This is a genomic window from Ruegeria sp. SATB045 (assembly GCF_059613525.1).
In genome coordinates this window covers 391,879-410,067 of record NZ_JBXWSR010000012.1, presented here as the reverse complement: position 1 = coordinate 410,067, position 18,189 = coordinate 391,879, and the positions used below count along the sequence as shown (strand labels likewise).

The window sequence follows — 18,189 nt, the reverse complement described above, 5'->3', positions numbered from 1 at the left end:
CTGCGGCATTACTTTGGTAGCATGACGCTCGATTTGCTTTCCTCCGATTCCCTGCTGCAAGCCTTGCCCGAAGCAGCTTTGGTTCTGGACACGTCGGCTGACCGAATTGTCGACTGGAATCGTCACGCCACCGATTTGCTGGGCGGCACAGTTCCGCTGCCATTTTCCTACTACTTGGGCGATGCGCTGCCTCAGTTTATCGTCTTCATGGAAGAGGTCGACCACCGGACCGAGGGCTGGACACGCGATGTGCCGCTGACAACAGCGTTTAAGGAGCCATTGCGCTGCGAATTGCGCGCCCGAATGATGCCAGGAAAACCGGGTTGGGTGATGATGACGATTTCCAATTTGGACATGCTGGATCGCAGGGCCGAACAAGCGGCCACGGCAGAGACCTTTCGAGGCGGCCTTGTCGAATGGCAGCGCACCCAAGGCTTCTTTGCCGAACTTGAACGTCAGAACCAACTTATCCTGAACGCTGCCGGTGAAGGGATCTATGGTGTCAATGCCGAGGGCAAAACCACATTCGTCAATCGCGCCGCGCAGGAAATGTTGGGATGGACGACCGAAGACCTGCTGGGAAAAGACATCCATTCCATGATTCACCATCACCACCTGAACGGTGAAATCTATCCCGCACGACAGTGTCCGATTTACCGTTCGTTCCGGTTTGAACAAGTGCACCGCATAGAGGACGAGGTGTTCTGGCGCAAGGACGGCAAGCCAATCCGGGTCGAATATGTTTCGACCCCTATTTATGATCAACAAGTTTTGGCGGGGGCTGTGGTCATCTTTCGTGACATTACTGAACGAAAAGAAAACGAACGAAAGCTGCGCGAAGCGTTAGACGAGGTTGCCGCCCTGCGCGACCGGCTGGAACAAGAGAACGCGTATCTGCAAGAAGCCATCACGTCCGAGCGTGCCCATCACGATATCATCGGAATATCTCCGGCGATCCGGCAAATCGTGACTCGCATTGATCTGGTAGCCGGAACAGACGCAACCGTTTTGATCTCGGGCGAAACGGGAACCGGCAAATCTTTAGTCGCGACCGAAATTCACAAGGCCAGCGCACGCGCCCGACGTCCGCTGATCCATTTCAAGTGCAGCTCTGTCGCGCCGGAGCAGGTCGAAGCGGAACTGTTCGGCCAAGTTCGCGGCGCCCCCAACGGGGCCACTCGGGACAAGCCCGGCAAGCTGGAGCTGGCCCATGGAGGGACCCTGTTTTTAGACGATGTCGAGGAACTACCACTCGAAATACAGGGAAAATTCCTGGCAGCGCTGCAAAATGGAAAAGTTCAGCGTCTAGGCGACACCCGGGAAAAGCCCATCGATATCCGGGTTATCGCCGCGACGGCATTGACCGAAGCACAGGCGCGTCGGGCGGACCGCATCCGCGAAGACCTATTTCTATTTCTCAGTGTTTTTCCAATCACCTGCCCACCACTGCGCGACCGTCCCGAGGATATAGCTCCACTATCGCTGCACTTGTTGAAAATTGCCTGCCGAAGACTGAACCGCCCGGTCCCGAAACTGACCGAACACGGTGTGCAAAAACTGTTAGGCTATAACTGGCCAGGAAATGTAAGGGAGCTCCACAACGTGATGGAGCGTGCCGCCATCGTATCGCAGGATGCAAAAATGGTGATCGAACTTGCCGGCCAGACCTTCGAAACCGCGTTGAACCCCACTGTACGTACCGAAGCGCAGATGCAGGACCTGATCCGCGAAAATCTAGTTTCTGCACTACGCGAAACTCGTGGACAGGTTTCCGGAGCAAACGGAGCAGCCGCACTTTTGGGAATGAAGCCAACTACTCTGACTTCGCGCTTAAAAACCATGAGCATTACAGACAACGAATGGGAGTAACTAACTAGTGTCAGGACGGCGTTGCCAACTTTTTTGCGCGTGATTGAGAGGAGTGGGGCCGGTTCCTGCCAGACGTTCATTTCGGCAATATAACCTCCCAGAGGCCGAAAGCTTCGGTTCTGGCGTGACGGAATGAGACGATGGAGAGTTGATAGCGGCGAGGTCTAAAATTGGTGTTGGACTGGTCGTGGGTGGCAAGAAACCTTGGCGCCTGTTTTGGCGACTTGAAGCGCCCCCTGAGCTTTTCACACTTTCGAGTGGGTCTGTGTGATCCTTCGATCCGGTTGTCCAACCCTTTGTGTGCTCGGTGAGCCCCGCCCGGTGCAAGATCGCGGATCGGCTTGAAATAGCTTCGCAACTTGTCCCCAGTCTGAGCTACCGGTACGCCCGGGAAGCAGGATCAGTCCAGCGCATAGGCCGGGTCGGTCAGCAGTTTGTTCTTCTGAATCTTGCCGGTTGCGGCCTGCGGCAAAGCCGCGACAATCCCAATCCGCGAGGGCACCTTGTAGGCCGCCATACGGTCGCGCACCCAGGCGCGTAGTTCCTGTTCGGTCACGGGCGCGCGGGCGACGACAAAGGCCAGAACCTCTTCGTTGCGGTCCACTTTGCGCCCCACCACCGCGCTGAGCGTGACGGCGGGATGGGCGGTCAGCACCGCCTCGACCTCGGGTGGGTAGACGTTGAACCCCGAACGGATGATCAGCTCTTTCGACCGTCCCGCGATATGCAACGCCCCATCGGCATCCTGCCGCGCCAGATCGCCCGACCGCAGGAACCCATCCGCCGTCATCGCCTGTTCGGTGGCTTTGGGATTGCGGAAATAACCCTTCATCACGTTTGGGCCGCGCAGCTGCAATTCGCCAACTCCCTGATCGTCGGGTGCATGAATGCGGACCTCGACCCCCGGAACAGGCAGACCGATGGAACTGTCGTTGCGCACATAATCCAGTCGGGTCGCGGCAACGCCGGGCGAGGCTTCGGTCAGCCCATAGCCATTGTGCAGCGGCTGGCCGAACAGGGCCTCGACCTCATGCTTGAGGCTCAGGTCCAGCGGCGCACCTCCGGCATAGATAAAGCGCAGCCTGTTGGGGGTAATCCGGGCCGGATCATGCCCCAGCTCAGCCATCAGGGCGGCGAAAATCTGTGGCACAGCGGGCAGGATGGTCACACCCGACCGGATCGCATCCAACACCGGCGCGACTTCAAACCGCGGCATTGCAATCAGGCCCGAGCCCTTGGCCAGTGCCGCCAGAAAGACCGAGGTCAGACCAAAGATATGGGTTCCGGGCACCACCGCCAGCGTCACGTCCTGCGGCGTGATCCGCCGCATATCGCCCGAGACCTGAGACATGAAACACAGGTTGCCATGGGTCAGCATCACGCCCTTGGGCTCACCCACCGTGCCGCTGGTATAAATCAGAACCGCCGTCTGATCCGAACCCGCCTGCACCGGCTCGATTGGCACCTCGCGCAGAGGCGACAACATGAACGCGCCGCAATCCAGCGTGGCCACCTGAGTGGCCCCCATTCGCCGGGCATGGCCCGCCGAGGCCGGAGAGGCTTCGGGTGTGAACACCGTGCAGCGTGCCTCGGACAGGTCGATCAAGCGATCAACCTCGGCCGCGGTCAGCCGCGCGTTGACCAGAACCGTCCACGCGTCCAGCCGGCTCAGCGCCATAACGGCGACCAGAAAGGTCACGCTGTTTTCGGCCAGCACCAGGACCCGATCGCCGCCCCGCACCCCATGCCGGGTCAAACCCGCAGCGGCGTCCTTGATCATCGCCTGCAACGCGCCATAGGTAAACGCAGTGCCGTCATGATCGACAATCGCAACCGCGTCCGGTGCGCCGTTCAACAGGATGTCATGAATGCGCTTCACGAGGCTTTCCTTTTTGCCGCAATGTTCCGTGCAGGTTATTCAGCCTTTGCACGTTCCGCCATGCTAAAACCCAACTCTTGCAGGACCGCTTCGGTATGTTCGCCCAGGGCCGGAGCCTACGTGATCGGACGCGGCACATGGTTGGAGAACTTTGCCCCATCACGCGCCTGACGGACGGGGCCAAGACCTTGCTGATCGACCACTTCGACCACCTCATTGTGCAACACCTGAGGATCGTCGAACAGCTGATGTCGGCGCAACACGGGCGCGCAGGGCACATCATGCCATTCGAGCGAGGCAAGCAGTTCGGCCGTCGCACAGGTCGAAACGACCTCTTCGATCAGTTCCAGCCGTTCCTGACGGATGATTTCGCGCTGGCTGGGGGTGGCAAATCGTGGGTCTTTGATCAGGTCAGGGCGGTCCATCGCCTTGCACAGACCCACCCATTCCTTGTCCGAGATTGCCCCGACCGTGACAAAGCCGTCCGAGATGGGAAAGATCATGTCATGGGGGGTGTTGGAAGCGTCCTCTTCCTTGCCGACAACGGCCACAGGCGCCATGCCGTCGACCCAGTTGAAATTCAGCATCGCATCCAGCATCGAGACTTCCACATGCTGCCCCTGCCCCGTCACCGACCGGCTGTAGAGCGCCGCCGAAACAGCCTGCGCTGCACAAACAGCGGTGATCTTGTCCACCACGACTGAACGGATCATCTTGGGCCGACCGGTCAAAGGATCAGATTGCATATCGGCCAGCCCCGACAGGGCCTGCACCACCGGATCATAGACCCGCTTTTTGTAGTCCCAGCGCAACCGACCGCTTACCCCGATTGCACGATACAAAGGCCGGGGTGAACCCCGCCACCTTGCCCCGGGCGCGCATGATATCGCCTGTGGGGGGTTCCACCTTGATCACATCCGCCTCCTGATCGCCAAGGATACCGATTGAACACGGCCCCGAGATCACAGTGGTCACGTCGACAATCTTGATACCGGCAAAGGGGCCGGTCTTCTGCATCTCATCGGTCATGTGTGGTTCGCTTTCATAGCTGCCTGAAAGGCGGGTCTGCCTGTCAGTCTTTGGAAATAGTCGTCGAATTCGGCCGGACGCTCGACCCCCATGCGATCGGCAAGCCGCAGGCAGGTGACAAGCAAGATATCGGCCAGAGTGAATGTCTCACCCAGCAGATAAGGCGCGCCGGTCATGACCTGTCGCGCGGCTTTCTGCGCCATCCGCAGAAAATATGCGCGCGCCACATCGACTGCGACCGGGGCCTGACCGTAGATCTCGTGCAGATCCTGATGGCGGCGGATCGTCCCCTTGCCGCGCGGCACCATGCGAGAGGCGGCCTCGCGCATGGTCAGGAAACCGCCGAAACAGGCCAGTTCCCAAATTTTGCGGAACATGGTGGATTTGGTTTCCAGAAACGGAAAGGGCGAGTTCGATCCGGCATTGTAAAGTGCCACCTCGATCGGGCCCATCTCGGCCTCGACCTTGTCGAAAAAGCCCACAACCTGATCTTCGTCTCGCGCATCCAGCGAAAAGGCGTGCAACTCATGCCCTTCGGCGGCCAGCTCGGCCACCAGCGCGGCGGATTTCTCTGCATCCCGTCGCGCGATGACCACGCGATACCCGGCCCGGGCAAACCGGCGCGCAAACGCCGCCCCGATCCCGTCCCCCGCCCCGATTGCCAAGGCGACCGGCTTTTGATTTTCCGCTGAAGGCATCGCCTTCCTCCGTGAGTCCTGTCTTGAACTTGACTATAGTTAAATTCAAAATCAGGTAGTAACGCCCAAATTCATATTCTTACTATTCACATGTGAATGCTGGATGCGCGTGCTCAGGCAACCGCACCCAGATGCGACAACGCGCCAAGGGCTTCGGCCTCAAGCCGGTCAACGATGGCTGCAAAAGGCTCGACCCGGTCGACAAATCCCAACGCATGGCCCGCCGACAAAATCCCACGCGACACGTCCCCCGTTTCATAGGCCTTCCGACCGATCTTGCCCGCGACATGTTCCATCAGGCCGCCGATACCGATGTCGGGATTGTCACGCTCCAGCTGCGACACGATAGCGGTGGTTTCGTTACGCAGACTGCGCACGGTGTTGCGCACCGATTGCATGGTCAGGGCCGTATCCAGTTCGGACGCGTCGATCAGCGCCTGCTTGTAACCGGGATGGGCCTGCAACTCTTCGGCCACCAGAAAACGCGTGCCCATGACCACACCCGAGGCGCCCATCGCCAGCGCCGCAGTCACCTGTTTGCCGTGGCCGAACCCACCGCCCACCAGCCACGGGATCGTCAGGCGTTCGCCCGCCAGACCGGCATTGACCATGCTGCCGACCATATCCAGGCCCGGATGCCCGCCGCATTCCGCCCCCACGATCGAGACCATGTCGACGCCCACCTGTTCCGCCTTAACCGCATAGCGCAGCGACGGCACCTTGTGCAGGGTGACAATCCCCGCATCCTTGAGGATCGGCATGAATGCCTCGGGGCTGCGCCCGGATGTTTCGACAAACCGCACGCCTTCGTCGGCGATCAGGCGAAAGATGTCTTCGGTCTTTTCACCTGGCACCAGCTTCGGGATCATCGAAACGTTGACCCCAAACGGCGCGCCTTCGCACATGTCGAGGCATCGGCGGATCTCCGAGCGCAGATCGCCGGTCTCGGGGAACGAGGCGGCTGTGATGAACGAGAGGATCCCCGCCTTGCCCGCCGCAGAGACATAGTCGGCATTGGCCAGCCATTGCAGGCCACCGGCGACCACGGGCAGTCTGGTGCCGTAGGTGCGGGTCACTGGGGTATCAAACATTTTTGGTCGGGTGGCAGTCTGGGCCAATTTCAATCTCCTTCGCGGAAAATCGGGGCTTTTTTGTTCAGAAACGCGGTGATGCCGGTCAGGGCCTCATCCCCGCCAAGAGCCTGCGCCATGGCGTCCCGCTCGCGTGTCAGGTGGCTTTCGAAATCCGAGGACTCGGCGGCATTCAGCAACTGCTTGATCTCGGCCAGTGCCTGCGGGGGAAACTGATACAAGCGATCGGCCAGCGCGCAGGCGCGCGCCAGCGCTTCGCCCGCGGGGGTGGTTTCGGTGATCACGCCCAGATCCAACAGTCGGCTGGCCCCGAGCGGCTCGGCCATCATCGCCATACGCGCCAGCGTGGCACGGGGCAGAGCCCGGCTGAGCGCATAGGTGACGGCCCCGTCGGGCACCAGCCCGGCGCGAACATAAGCCAGTGTGAACTTCGCCTGCTCAGCCGCCACGATCATGTCGCAGGCCATTGCAATGGAAACACCCGCCCCCGCTGCGCCGCCTTCAACCGCGGCGACAACGGGCTTTGGACTGGTACGCAGGCTGCGAATAACATCGCCTAGCTTGTCGATCTTGTCCTGCCGTTGTTCATAGGTCAGGGCGCGACGTTCCTGCAGCGCGTTCAGGTCACCCCCGGCGCAAAAGAAATCACCCTCACCGGCCAGAACGATTGCCGCGACGCCATCATCAGCGGCGGCCTCCTGCACCCCGGAAATCACCCCGTCATAATAGGCAGGCGTCAGCGCGTTGCGCATAGCGGCGTTACAGTTCCAGATGATCAGCGCATGGCCCCGCCGCTCGGTTTTGACATTATCAGTCATTTGCCTCCTCCGGCCCGCTGGTCGGGCAATAGTTTGAACACACCGGTCGAAGTCGCGATCAGCGCGTCCGCCTCGTCGCGCAATTCGCAATCGACGAACTTGCTCTTACGGCCGCCACCCGTCACCCGCCCCACAGCGCGCAACCGCCCCGAGGCCACTGCGGACACGTAGTTGATCGTCAGCGTCATGGTCAGAGCAGGCATCACCGAGTCTGGGTCTTCGGACAGGCTGGCCGTTAACCCTCCAACCGTGTCCAGCATCGTTGCCATTATGCCCCCATGAATGGTCCCGCGTGGGTTCCGGTGCAGATCACCCATCTCCAACCCGCAAAAGGCCTGTTGGGTTTCGCGGTTAAACCCCACTGAATACCCCAGCGTTTGCGCCAGTTTCAGCGGCCAGCGTTTCAATTCGGTATCCGCCATGATTATTCCGCGCCGAACGCGGTGAACCGCATCAGGTGATGGTCCACGTCGCCGAACTGATGGTCGATCATGGTCAGCCGACGCGCATAGTGTGACAGAGCATATTCGTCCGTCATCCCGATCCCTCCATGCATCTGAATACACTCTTCCGCGACCAGGGCTGCCACCCGTCCCGCCAGGTTCTTGGAGGCGCTGACATGGCGCTCCCGCTCGGGGCGGGGCCCGTCCAGATGACCGGCGGCCAGAATGACGCCCGAGCGGACCTGCTCGATCTCGATCAGCATATCGGCCATTCGGTGCTGGAGGGCCTGAAACTTGCCAATCGGAACACCGAATTGCTTGCGCTCTTTCAGATAAGCAACCGTCAGATCGCGGGCGGCCTCCATCGCACCAAGCGCCTCGGCGCTCAGCGCGGTCAGGGCGCGGGCCACCGCAGCTTCGATTGCCGCAAAACCCGCACCTGCTTGCCCCAGACGCGCGGCGGGGTCCAAACGCACCTGCTGCAGCGTCACGGTCGCGCCCGAAGTGCCGTCCAGATTGGGATGATCGACCACTGTTAGACCCTCAGCGTCAATCGGGACCAGAAACAGGGATGTCCCGGCCTCGTCCCAGACATCGCCGCTTTCGCGGGCGCTGACGATCAGATGTCCGGCCTGCGCGCCAAACAGCACATTGGTCTTGGTCCCGGTCAGCACCCGTTCGTCGCCCTGCGCCTGCGCGGTGGTCGCGACATGGTTCAGGTCGTAGCGCGCGTCCGTCTCACCATGGGCCAGAGCGATGATCTGCTCGCCCGTGATGATCTCTGCCACCAGTTCGTCACGGCCCATCCCCGCCAATATGCTGCCCGACAGAAGGGCGGACAGCAGCGGCTCGATCACACCTGCGCGGCCCAGTTCCTCGAACACCACGGACAGGTCAAACCCGTGGCCCCCAAAACCGCCCTGCTCTTCAGTGAACAAGGCCCCCAGAACGCCCAGTTCGGCCAGTGCGCTGAAAACCGTTTCATCATAGGCCCGCTCCAAGGCGATCACCGCGCGACGATGGTCGTGCGTATAGCTGTCCCCCAGAAACCGCTGCAGCGTGTCGCGCAGCATGACCCGTTCTTCGGTATGATTGAAATCCATCTGACGGGCTCCGTTACAGTTCCAGGATCGACTTGGTGATGATCGTGCGCTGCACCTCGTTCGAGCCACCAAAGATCGACAATTTGCGCATGTTCAGATAGTTCGGCCCCGCCCCGGCGGCGTGTTCCGGGCCAAGTTCTTCGGCGTTGTGGCCGCCGTTCAGGAAATCGCTCTGAAATGGCTGCGCGTCAGGTCCGATGGCGCGGCGCAGCAACGAGGTCAGCTCTTGCCGGATCACCGTCCCCTTGATCTTGAGCATCGAGCTTTCGGCCCCCGGTGCCTTGCCGCTGGCCGCCTCTGACACCATCCGCAGATTGGTCATGGCCATCGCCATCAGGTCGATTTCAACCTGCGCCATACGCGCCGCGAACAACGGCGTCTCGGCCAGCGGCCGCCCGCCTGACTGCACCTGACCGGCCACTTTTTTCAACGTCGCCAGCGCGGCATTCGAAAACCCGACGCCTGCGATATTGGTGCGTTCATGGGTCAGCAGGTATTTGGCATAGGTCCAGCCCTTGTTTTCCTCGCCCACAAGGTTCTCGACGGGCACGCGGACATCGTCGAAGAACACCTCATTCACCTCGGCCTCGCCGTCGATCAGAACAATCGGACGGACAGTGACGCCCGGCGTGTTCATGTCGATCAGCAGAAAGGAAATCCCTTCTTGCTTTATGGCATCGGGGTCGGTGCGCACCAGACAGAAAATCCAGTTGGCGTGCTGGCCCAGCGTGGTCCAGGTCTTTTGTCCGTTGACCACATAGTGATCGTCCTCCCGCACAGCCCGTGTCTTGACCGCCGCCAGATCCGACCCCGCTCCCGGTTCGGAATAGCCCTGGCACCACCAATCCTGACCATCCAGAATACGCGACAAGAAACGCTGACGCTGCGCCTCGGACCCAAAGGCCAGCAGCACCGGGGCCAGCATACTCAGACCAAAAGGCAGGTTGCGCGGCGCATGGGCCAGACAACATTCCTCTTCAAAGATATGCCGCTGCACGGCGTTCCATTCACATCCGCCACAGGCACGTGGCCAGTTTGGCGCCAGCCACCCCCGCGCGTTCAACAAGCTGTGCCACAGTTCAATGTCAGCTTTGCTAAGGCGTTTGCCCAGACGTACCTTTTCGGACAGGTCTTTGGGCAGGGTATCTTTCAGCCAGGCGCGGATTTCGGCGCGAAAAGCCTCGTCTTTGGTGCTGTAAGTCAGATCCATTGCAGCGCCTTTGTTAGAAGATCTCGAACAGGCCCGCGGCACCCATGCCGCCGCCGATGCACATGGTCACAATGCCCAGCTTTGCGCCACGGCGCTTGCCCTCGATCAGCAGGTGGCCCGTCATGCGCGCCCCGGTCATGCCAAAGGGGTGCCCGATCGAGATCGAACCACCATTGACGTTGCAGATCGCCGGATCAATCTCCAACCGGTCCCGGCAATACAGTGCCTGGCTTGCGAAGGCTTCGTTCAACTCCCAAAGGTCGATATCCGAGACCTTGAGCCCATGACGCTCCAGCAGGCGCGGTACCGCAAAGACCGGGCCGATGCCCATCTCGTCTGGCTCACATCCCGCAACCACAAACCCCTTGAACGCGCCCAGAGGCTCCACCCCTTCGCGGGCTGCAACATCGCTGTCCATCAGGACCAGCGCCGCCGCCCCATCCGACAGCTGGCTTGCATTGCCTGCGGTGACAAACTGCCCGTCGCCGCGCACCGGGGCCAGGCTGGACAGGCCCTCAAGCGTGGTGTTGGGGCGGTTGCAGTCATCCATCGCAAAGGTCACATCTTTGCGGGTCACCTCGCCGGTTTCCTTGTCCTTGAACGCCTGCGTGACGGTGATCGGAACGATCTCGTCATCCAGCTTGCCGGCGGCCTGCGCCGCAGCTGTGCGTTTCTGACTTTCTAGCGCCAGTTCGTCCTGCGCCTCGCGGCTGATACCATAGCGTTTGGCGACCACATCCGCCGTTTCGATCATCGCCATGTAGACGTCGGGCTTATGCGCCTCCAGCCACGCCTCGCGCGATTGCGGCGGGCGGGTCGGAGGCATCTGGCTGATGCTTTCAACACCGGCACCAATCGCGGCCGGGGCCCCCTCCATCAGGATGGCATGAGCGGCCATGGCCACCGTTTGCAGGCCCGAGGAACAGAACCTGTTCACGGTGCTGGCCGAGGTCGTCACTGGCAACCCTGCGCGCAGCACGGACTGTCGCCCGATATTGGCCCCGGTCCAGCCTTCGGGATAGCCACAGCCCATGAATACGTCTTCAACCATGGCCCCGTCGATACCGGCGCGTTTGACCGCATGTTCGATGACATGGCCGCCCATGGTCGCGCCGTGCGTTTCGTTGAACGCCCCGCGATAAGACTTGGCAAGCCCGGTGCGGGCGGTGGATACGATGACAGCTTGTTTCATCGGCTACTCTCCTTGGGTGTTCAGGCTAGCGAAGGAACGATCCTCTTGCGCCAGACGTTCCAGTAATGGGGCCGCCTGCCAGAACTGCGGGTCGTCTTCGGCAAAGCGGTTAATATCAGACAGGATTTTGGAAATACCAACGGTGTCGGCATACTGCATTGGCCCACCGCGCCAGCGTGGAAAGCCGTAGCCGTTTAGCAAGGTCACATCCACGTCCAGCGGCCGCAGCGTGATGCCTTCTTCGACAATCCGCGCGGCCTCATTCACCATCGCTGCCATATAGCGGTCCACGATCTCTGACGCGTCGATCGCACGTGGATCAATGCCCTTTTCCGCGCGCTCTTCGGCGATGATCTCCTCGACCTCGGGGTCGGGGCGGCCATTGGGCGCTGCATCGTCATAGATGTAAAACCCCCGGCCCGTCTTGCGGCCAAAGCGGCCCATCTCGCACGGGCGGTCGGCGAATTCGGGATAGACCTCTCCGGGGTTGCGCGTGGGGGCCAGACGTTTGCGGTTGGCCCAGCCGATATCCAGCCCGGCCAAATCGCCCACGGCAAAAGGCCCCATCGCCAGACCAAACCCGGTCAGCGCCGCGTCGACGTCAAACGGGCTGGCCCCGGCCAGAACCGTCGGGTTGTTCGCCTTTTGATGCTGCGACAGAATACGGTTGCCGATGAACCCGTCACAGACCCCCGCGCGCACCGCGATCTTGCCCAGCTTTTTGGCCAGCGCAAAGCCCGTCGCCGTCACATCCGGGGCCGTGGCATCACCCACCACAACTTCGAGCAATCGCATCACATGGGCGGGTGAGAAGAAATGCAACCCGATCACATCAGCAGGCCGGCCTGTCATCTGCGCAATCGCGTTCAGATCCAGATATGAGGTGTTCGATGCCAAAATCGCGCCCTGACGGCAGACCTGATCTAGCGTGCCAAAAATCTCTTTCTTGACCTCCATGCTTTCAAACACGGCTTCGACCACCAGATCAGCCTGCGCCAGATCCGTATAGTCGGTCGAGGCGCGGAAGCTGCCTGACAGGATCGCGTCATAGGCCTGCTGGCTGAGCTTGCCACGCTTCACGGCCCCCATCAGCAGCTTTAAAACGGTTGAGGTTGCCCGATCAACGGACTCGGCGTCGCGTTCGATCAGTGTCACGTCAAGGCCGGACAAAAGAGAGCATACAGTGATGCCCGCCCCCATCGTGCCGCCACCAACAACCCCGACAGTGGCAATGTCCCTGGGGCTGACCCCTTTGATTTCCGGTAGCTTGCCCACCTGCCGTTCGGCAAAGAATGCATGGGTCAAGGCCGCGCGCTGATCGCTTTGCACAAGATCCAGAAACAGCGCCCGTTCTTTCGCCAGACCTTCATCGAAGGGCAACAGCACGGCGGCCTCAAGCGCCTCAAGGCATTTTAATGGCGCAACCGATCCGCGCGCCGATTTTCGCACCTTGTCGGACAGGGCCACAAACCGGTTCGCATTCATCTGATCGCAGTCATTTGCGCTGGTGGGTCTGGGGCTTTTCCCGTCGCGGATCAAAGCCTGCGCAAAAGCCAGCACCTCAGCCCGCAAATCGGCCAGGGGCACCACCTTGTCGACCAGCCCGATCTCAATCGCCTTTTGCGCCCTGATCGGCCGACCACCGGTAATCATGCCAGCCGCCTCATCCATCGGCACCAAACGCGGCAGGCGTTGCGTGCCGCCCGCGCCCGGCAAAAGCCCCAGATTAACCTCGGGCAAACCCAACTGGCCCGAGTCGGCCGTCACGCGGTAATGTGTGCCCATCGCCACTTCGAGGCCGCCACCAAGGGCAGTGCCGTGAATCGCCGACACAACAGGGATCGGACAGGACTCAATCTGATTGATCAGATCTGGCAAAACCGGCTCTAGCATCGGGCCGCCGAATTCCCGGATATCGGCGCCGGCAAAGAAACTGCGGCCCTCGCAGATCAGAACAATCGCCCGGGCCTTACCCTCTGAAATCACTTGTAAAAAGGCGTCCTGCAGCCCGGACCGAACCGCATGCGACAAGGCATTCACGGGCGGATTGTCGGATTGAATGACGGCAACCTCGCCGTTGTATTCCAGGCTAATGGGGCGCGTCATACTGTCATGATTCCTTGCTGTGCTCGTTTCGCTTGCGCGATCATTTGGGAGGAATTGGTCGTCCGCCACAACCCGGCCTGTGTAGCGTCGGGTGTCGGCTGCATCCGCAATACCATTGGTGGTCCTCCCGTTTCCACCTATGGTTGCTCAACCCGCTGACGGATCATCTACACCATGATGCATATTCTTTTTTGACGGGAAATTGCCGCTTAAGTATAGCATTCATTCAAAAATGAATAGTGTATTGAGCTGTTGCGCCCCTGCACTCTCTGACATCTTGCAGTGGTTTTTTGCAGTTTCAAACGGGCGCAATAGCGATCGGAGCACCGATGAATGAACCGCTGGACTGGAACGGCGTCCGCGATTTTCTGGCAACTGTCGAGGTCGGCAGTCTGACACAGGCCGCAATCGGTCTGCGGATCAGTCAGCCTACGCTCAGTCGCCGCATCGCAGCGCTGGAAGAACAGCTGGGCGCACAGCTTCTGGTGCGCGGCCCGCGGCATTTCAAAGTGACCGAGGCGGGCAAGCGCCTGCAGGCTATCGCTCAGCAGATGCAGTTGACCTCCAAGAAAATCGAAAGCAACGCCTGGGAAGGCAAAGACACTCTGGGGGGCACCGTGCGGATTTCCGCAACCGAGGCCGTCACAAATGCATGGCTTATCGATCAACTGCCCGAGTTTGTTACAGCCTACCCCGAAATTTCCATTGAAATGGTCACTGACAATCGTTTGACCGACCTTCTCAACCGGAATTCGGATGTGGCGATCCGGCTTGTACGCCCGACCCAGAAAGAACTGATAGCCAAGAAAGTCGGCGTGATGAAAGTCGGCTATTACGCGTCGGTGACCTATGTCGAAAAGTTCGGTGCCCCACAGACCATTGCCGATCTGTCCGATCATCGCACCATCGCAATCGAAGGGTCGCGCAGGTTCGCTTCCGAAGTCGACGCCGTCACCCGCCATGGCAATACGGCGCTGCGTCTGCGCAATGTTCTGGGGGTGATGCGGGCCGTTCGCGCCCATTTGGGCATTGGCCCGATCTACAGCCTTCACGCCGCGCGCCATCATGACCTTGTGCACGTTCTAGAGAAAGAACCTCTGATCGAAATGGAGATCTGGCTGACCGCGCACCCCGAATTGCACGAAAACCCCAGTATTCGCGCAGTGTATGACTATCTGGCACTGTGCTTCGCCAACCAGAAGGCACAGTTCAGCTGACACCCACTCAAATATTCCGCCCTGCTTTGCCCGGCGTGTATCCGTACTCCTTTGTGAACGCGCGCACGAAACTTGACGGTTCGGCATAGCCCGCGCGCCAAGCGACCTTGGATACGCTCAGGTTGGTGGTCGTCAGCAACTCATGCGCGATAGCCAGCCGGACCCGGACAAGAATGGTACGAAAACTTGACCCTTCCTCGGCCAGCCGCCTGGCGAGCGTCCGGTCGCTGGTCTTTAGGGTCTGAGCCACCGATTTGATCGTCGGCGCGTTCGAGATATCCGACAGAATCGCATCCTGAACCTGCGCCGTCCAGGTGTTCTGCGTGCCGCTGCCCTGAAGCGCCTCGCATTGCTTGAGGCACATGGCCAGCTTCTCGGGGTCATGTTGCGGCAGGGGCAAATCCAGCAGCGACCGAGGGATCACCACCGCATTCATTCGGTTGCTGCATTCGACAACCAGCCCAAGTTCCCGGTTCAATACGGTGGCAAAACCTGCGTCATATTCCATGGTGCGAAACGTCGTCGCCGCCCCAAGACTTTCAGGCAATAAGACAGAGGCAAAGTTGAACAGAACGGTCAGGTGCCGCTCCAGTAGGAATTTTCGCAGGTTTTGCGGCAACGGCGATGTATCGAAGGTGATCAGCGCCTCGTCGCCCTGCTCGACCAGGTCCATCCGTGCGATCATGAATGACAGGCGCGCATAGTCCATCGCAGTGGCGAGGCTGGCACGGAACGTCGGGCTGGACAACAGGGCATAACCCCAGATCCCCAGTGTTTCGGGTCGGATGCGGCGGCCAATTCCGATGCCAAGACCGGGCTCGTAGGGTTTGTGACGCAGGAAATTCCGGATCGCCGTCAATTCCTGCCCGATCGTCACCTTTGTCGCGGAATCGTACAATTCGAACAGGGTCAGACCCGTTTCCTCCAGGCAATTTTCGGCACAAACGCCGAACCCGGGCGCGGCCTCACACAAAATACGGATACTGCCCGGCAATCGTGTCTGGTCAGGTTTAATCATCCTCATTGGCTACTGCGTTTGGCGGAAAATGTCAAAAAACTGGCAGGACGTGACATCGACATATCCCCCGCCCACTGGTCGTTTTAGGGTGGGAGGACATCATGAGATCACTTATCGCCATTCAGGACGGTCAAATATCGCTTAAGCAGATCAAACAGCTTGAGGCGTCGTTGCGGGATCTCTACCGGCAACATGTTGGCGCCCACAAGCTGACCGTGATCTGGAACGTGGCCGATGCCCAGCACACGATCACGGATCGGAAATGGTCACGATCATCATCCTGTTCCATTGCGGTGCCAGACGGATTTTCGAATGACAAGCGCGAAACCTTTCTGCTTGAACTGGATCGCAACTGGCGCACGATCACCGGGCAGCACCCGGATCAGACCTCGTTCGTGGCGTTTGACGAGACGCGGTTCCAAGAAGTGCTGAGCGGCAATCTTGAAAGGCTCTCGCCCTTGGGACGGTTTCTGTTTCTGACCAGGATGACCTTTCGGCTGATGCGCTCGAAACAGCGCTACGGGGTGCTGATCACCCGTTTCAACCAGTAAGGAGCGCACTGATGCCGCTATATACCATCGCTACCCGCAAGCCCTTGCCCGAACAGATGCGCTTTGACATCGCCCAGACCATCACCGATGTGCATTGCGGGCTGACCGGCGCACCCCCGGAATTTGTGAATGTCATCTTCATGACAGGTTACCGCATGCGCCGGGGGGCGTTTCTGGGCCTGAACGGCAATGTACGGATTGGCGGAAATCGCGGCGATGATCTCTATGAACAATTGAACCGAAATCTGCACACGCAGGTCGCGCAGGTTGCCAAGCTGGACCCAGCAACGGTGCTGGTCAAGCTGATCGGGGTGGAATTCAATTGGGTCGTCGAAGGTGCCATGACCATGCCTGCCCCCGGCGAAGAAGGCGACTGGCTGGAACGCAAGAAAGCCATCCATGCCGCCATGGGCATAACTGACGCCGCCTGACGCCCTGCCCCCCATTTGACCGAAAGGATACACAAAATGTCCGCACCTCATCTGACCCCCTTTCGTGCCGAAGCCCCGGATCTTGAGAGCCTGCTGCTGGCGCAAAAACAGGCCGCGCTGGCAGATCCGTTGCCGGACCGCGCCACACGTGTCCGGTGGCTGGACAAGCTGCACAACGCCTTGCTGGACAACCGCGCGCGGATCATCGCAGCGGCGAACAAGGATTTCTCGAACCGGGCGGCGGCGGAAACGCAACTGGCCGAGATCATGCCCTTGCTGGACGGGATCGCCTATTACCGCAAACGACTGCGCAAGCTGATGCGCCCGCAAAAGCGGCATGCGCCCATGACCATCCGGCCCGGACGGGTCGAGGTACGCTACCAGCCCGTTGGTGTTGTTGGCATCGTGGTGCCCTGGAACTTTCCGTTTTTCCTTGGGGTCTCACCGTTGATTGGGGCGCTGGCGGCGGGCAACCGGGCGATGATCAAAGCGTCTGAATTTGCCCCGGCCTCGGGCGATCTGCTGCGCCAGATAATAGCCGAGACATTTGGCACAACCGAAGTCACCGTGATCACCGGCGATGCCCAGGTCGCCACCGCCTTTACCCAATTGCCGTTCGATCATCTGGTGTTCACCGGATCAACCCAGGTCGGCAAGATCGTCATGCGCGCGGCGGCCGAAAACCTGACCCCGGTCACGCTGGAGCTGGGGGGCAAATCCCCGGCCATCATCCATCAGGATTTTCCAATGGATGAGGCCGCGCGGCGGATCGGGTTCGGCAAAGGGTTCAATGCGGGGCAAATCTGCGTCTCTCCCGATTATGCCCTGTGCCCGCGTGACAAGGTCAACGCCTTTGCCAGCGCCTTTTCCGACGCGATGACCAAAGCCTATCCAAAGCTGCGCGACAACAAGGACTATACCGCCATCATTTCGGACCGGCAGAAGGTCCGGCTTGAGGGGTATCTGAAGGACGCCGCCGACAAAGGGGCCGAGATCATCGAGATCAACCCCAAAGCCGAGAGCTTTGACGACACCCGCAAGATGCCGGTGACGCTGGTTCTGAACGCCTCGGATGACATGCTGGTCATGCAGGAGGAGATCTTTGGCCCGATCCTGCCCGTCATCCCCTATAACCAGCTTGACGACGCAATCGCCTATGTCAACGCCCGCCCGCGCCCGCTGGCGCTGTATTACTTTGACTGGGACACGGCCCGCGCCGATCAGGTTCTGGACCGCACCCATTCGGGCGGCGCCTGTATCAATGACACCGTCTCGCATGTGGGGGTCGATGACATTCCGTTTGGCGGTATCGGGCCATCGGGCATGGGGCACTATCACGGAGAGGAAGGGTTCAGAACCTTTTCCAAAGCCAAGGGCATCGTGCGCAAGTGCAAGTTCAACTCTACCTCATTGGTGGGGCCGCCCTGGGGCAACCCGAATTTCCGGGGCCTGATGAAGATGCAGTCCTGGCGGTTCCGCAGACGCAAGATCGACTGAGCCGCCACACTTCGCCTTTTCCCAGGATCACCACACC

Annotated in this window: 17 protein-coding genes and 1 pseudogene; 5 read left to right on the top strand and 13 right to left on the bottom strand. The window is 60.2% G+C overall.

The window, feature by feature from the left end; genetic code table 11:
• The first annotated feature begins 33 nt into the window (after positions 1–33).
• Entirely contained in the window at positions 34–1,869 is a 1,836-nt protein-coding gene (locus tag AC2FNR_RS03785; RefSeq protein WP_496848082.1) for a sigma 54-interacting transcriptional regulator, read from the top strand.
• Between the two features lie 71 nt (positions 1,870–1,940).
• Here the strand turns inward: AC2FNR_RS03785 and AC2FNR_RS03780 are convergent.
• From AC2FNR_RS03780 to AC2FNR_RS03725, 12 genes and pseudogenes are all read right to left on the bottom strand, one after another.
• Positions 1,941–2,236 (bottom strand): annotated as a pseudogene (locus tag AC2FNR_RS03780) (transposase family protein); the annotation flags it as partial.
• 33 nt (positions 2,237–2,269) lie between these two features.
• The gene (locus tag AC2FNR_RS03775) at positions 2,270–3,748 is read right to left on the bottom strand and encodes a class I adenylate-forming enzyme family protein (protein WP_496848080.1); all 1,479 of its coding nucleotides are present in this window, start codon (positions 3,746–3,748) and stop codon (positions 2,270–2,272) included.
• Between the two features lie 116 nt (positions 3,749–3,864).
• The gene (locus tag AC2FNR_RS03770) at positions 3,865–4,560 is read right to left on the bottom strand and encodes a CoA transferase (protein ID WP_496848078.1); all 696 of its coding nucleotides are present in this window, start codon (positions 4,558–4,560) and stop codon (positions 3,865–3,867) included.
• Positions 4,529–4,777 carry a CoA transferase gene (locus tag AC2FNR_RS03765; protein ID WP_496848077.1) on the bottom strand — a complete coding sequence of 83 codons (249 nt, stop codon included), beginning with the start codon at positions 4,775–4,777 and terminating at the stop codon, positions 4,529–4,531. The genes AC2FNR_RS03770 and AC2FNR_RS03765 overlap by 32 nt, the downstream gene beginning before the upstream one ends.
• Entirely contained in the window at positions 4,774–5,475 is a 702-nt protein-coding gene (locus tag AC2FNR_RS03760) for an SDR family NAD(P)-dependent oxidoreductase (protein WP_496848075.1), read from the bottom strand. Before AC2FNR_RS03760 ends, AC2FNR_RS03765 begins: the two co-directional genes overlap by 4 nt.
• Before the next feature lie 113 nt (positions 5,476–5,588).
• A complete protein-coding gene (locus AC2FNR_RS03755) occupies positions 5,589–6,593 on the bottom strand; it encodes an NAD(P)H-dependent flavin oxidoreductase (protein WP_496848074.1) in 1,005 nt (334 codons plus the stop codon).
• A 2-nt stretch (positions 6,594–6,595) separates the two neighbouring features.
• Complete coding sequence (locus AC2FNR_RS03750) at positions 6,596–7,384, bottom strand: oxepin-CoA hydrolase, alternative type (RefSeq protein ID WP_170754374.1); 789 nt, start codon at positions 7,382–7,384, stop codon at positions 6,596–6,598.
• Positions 7,381–7,806 (bottom strand): PaaI family thioesterase, encoded by a 426-nt coding sequence (locus AC2FNR_RS03745; RefSeq protein WP_496848072.1) that lies wholly within the window; start codon positions 7,804–7,806, stop codon positions 7,381–7,383. The genes AC2FNR_RS03750 and AC2FNR_RS03745 overlap by 4 nt, the downstream gene beginning before the upstream one ends.
• Positions 7,807–7,808: 2 nt before the next feature.
• Positions 7,809–8,930 carry an acyl-CoA dehydrogenase family protein gene (locus AC2FNR_RS03740; RefSeq protein ID WP_496848070.1) on the bottom strand — a complete coding sequence of 374 codons (1,122 nt, stop codon included), beginning with the start codon at positions 8,928–8,930 and terminating at the stop codon, positions 7,809–7,811.
• A 13-nt stretch (positions 8,931–8,943) separates the two neighbouring features.
• Positions 8,944–10,140 (bottom strand): acyl-CoA dehydrogenase family protein, encoded by a 1,197-nt coding sequence (locus AC2FNR_RS03735; protein ID WP_496848069.1) that lies wholly within the window; start codon positions 10,138–10,140, stop codon positions 8,944–8,946.
• A 13-nt stretch (positions 10,141–10,153) separates the two neighbouring features.
• Positions 10,154–11,332: an acetyl-CoA C-acyltransferase gene (locus tag AC2FNR_RS03730; protein WP_496848067.1), complete on the bottom strand. Its 1,179-nt coding sequence runs from the start codon at positions 11,330–11,332 to the stop codon at positions 10,154–10,156.
• Between the two features lie 3 nt (positions 11,333–11,335).
• Positions 11,336–13,438 carry a 3-hydroxyacyl-CoA dehydrogenase NAD-binding domain-containing protein gene (locus AC2FNR_RS03725; RefSeq protein WP_496848065.1) on the bottom strand — a complete coding sequence of 701 codons (2,103 nt, stop codon included), beginning with the start codon at positions 13,436–13,438 and terminating at the stop codon, positions 11,336–11,338.
• 329 nt (positions 13,439–13,767) lie between these two features.
• On the opposite strand from AC2FNR_RS03725, the gene AC2FNR_RS03720 reads away from it, so the two are divergent.
• The gene (locus tag AC2FNR_RS03720) at positions 13,768–14,655 is read left to right on the top strand and encodes a LysR family transcriptional regulator (protein WP_496848064.1); all 888 of its coding nucleotides are present in this window, start codon (positions 13,768–13,770) and stop codon (positions 14,653–14,655) included.
• Between the two features lie 7 nt (positions 14,656–14,662).
• Here the strand turns inward: AC2FNR_RS03720 and AC2FNR_RS03715 are convergent, their stop codons facing one another.
• On the bottom strand, positions 14,663–15,679 hold the full coding sequence (locus AC2FNR_RS03715) for an AraC family transcriptional regulator (RefSeq protein WP_496848063.1): 1,017 nt from the start codon (positions 15,677–15,679) through the stop codon (positions 14,663–14,665).
• 95 nt (positions 15,680–15,774) lie between these two features.
• Between AC2FNR_RS03715 and AC2FNR_RS03710 the strand changes: the two genes are divergently transcribed.
• The 3 genes from AC2FNR_RS03710 to AC2FNR_RS03700 are packed head-to-tail and all read left to right on the top strand — an operon-like array spanning position 15,775 to position 18,152.
• On the top strand, positions 15,775–16,224 hold the full coding sequence (locus AC2FNR_RS03710) for a hypothetical protein (RefSeq protein ID WP_496848062.1): 450 nt from the start codon (positions 15,775–15,777) through the stop codon (positions 16,222–16,224).
• An 11-nt stretch (positions 16,225–16,235) separates the two neighbouring features.
• Positions 16,236–16,655, top strand: coding sequence for a hypothetical protein (locus AC2FNR_RS03705; protein ID WP_496848061.1), 420 nt, complete (start codon positions 16,236–16,238; stop codon positions 16,653–16,655).
• A gap of 36 nt (positions 16,656–16,691) precedes the next feature.
• Positions 16,692–18,152, top strand: a complete 1,461-nt coding sequence (locus AC2FNR_RS03700; RefSeq protein ID WP_496848060.1) for a coniferyl aldehyde dehydrogenase — start codon at positions 16,692–16,694, stop codon at positions 18,150–18,152.
• Positions 18,153–18,189: the final 37 nt, after the last annotated feature.

Coding starts and splice junctions, on each gene's coding strand:
- AC2FNR_RS03700 (WP_496848060.1), top strand. CDS start 16,692: ATGTCCGCACCTCATCTGACCCCCTTTCGTGCCGAAGCCCCGGATCTT.
- AC2FNR_RS03725 (WP_496848065.1), bottom strand. CDS start 13,438: ATGACGCGCCCCATTAGCCTGGAATACAACGGCGAGGTTGCCGTCATT.
- AC2FNR_RS03705 (WP_496848061.1), top strand. CDS start 16,236: ATGCCGCTATATACCATCGCTACCCGCAAGCCCTTGCCCGAACAGATG.
- AC2FNR_RS03745 (WP_496848072.1), bottom strand. CDS start 7,806: ATGGCGGATACCGAATTGAAACGCTGGCCGCTGAAACTGGCGCAAACG.
- AC2FNR_RS03760 (WP_496848075.1), bottom strand. CDS start 5,475: ATGCCTTCAGCGGAAAATCAAAAGCCGGTCGCCTTGGCAATCGGGGCG.
- AC2FNR_RS03710 (WP_496848062.1), top strand. CDS start 15,775: ATGAGATCACTTATCGCCATTCAGGACGGTCAAATATCGCTTAAGCAG.
- AC2FNR_RS03715 (WP_496848063.1), bottom strand. CDS start 15,679: ATGAGGATGATTAAACCTGACCAGACACGATTGCCGGGCAGTATCCGT.
- AC2FNR_RS03735 (WP_496848069.1), bottom strand. CDS start 10,140: ATGGATCTGACTTACAGCACCAAAGACGAGGCTTTTCGCGCCGAAATC.
- AC2FNR_RS03720 (WP_496848064.1), top strand. CDS start 13,768: ATGAATGAACCGCTGGACTGGAACGGCGTCCGCGATTTTCTGGCAACT.
- AC2FNR_RS03730 (WP_496848067.1), bottom strand. CDS start 11,332: ATGAAACAAGCTGTCATCGTATCCACCGCCCGCACCGGGCTTGCCAAG.
- AC2FNR_RS03740 (WP_496848070.1), bottom strand. CDS start 8,930: ATGGATTTCAATCATACCGAAGAACGGGTCATGCTGCGCGACACGCTG.
- AC2FNR_RS03750 (WP_170754374.1), bottom strand. CDS start 7,384: ATGACTGATAATGTCAAAACCGAGCGGCGGGGCCATGCGCTGATCATC.
- AC2FNR_RS03765 (WP_496848077.1), bottom strand. CDS start 4,777: ATGACCGATGAGATGCAGAAGACCGGCCCCTTTGCCGGTATCAAGATT.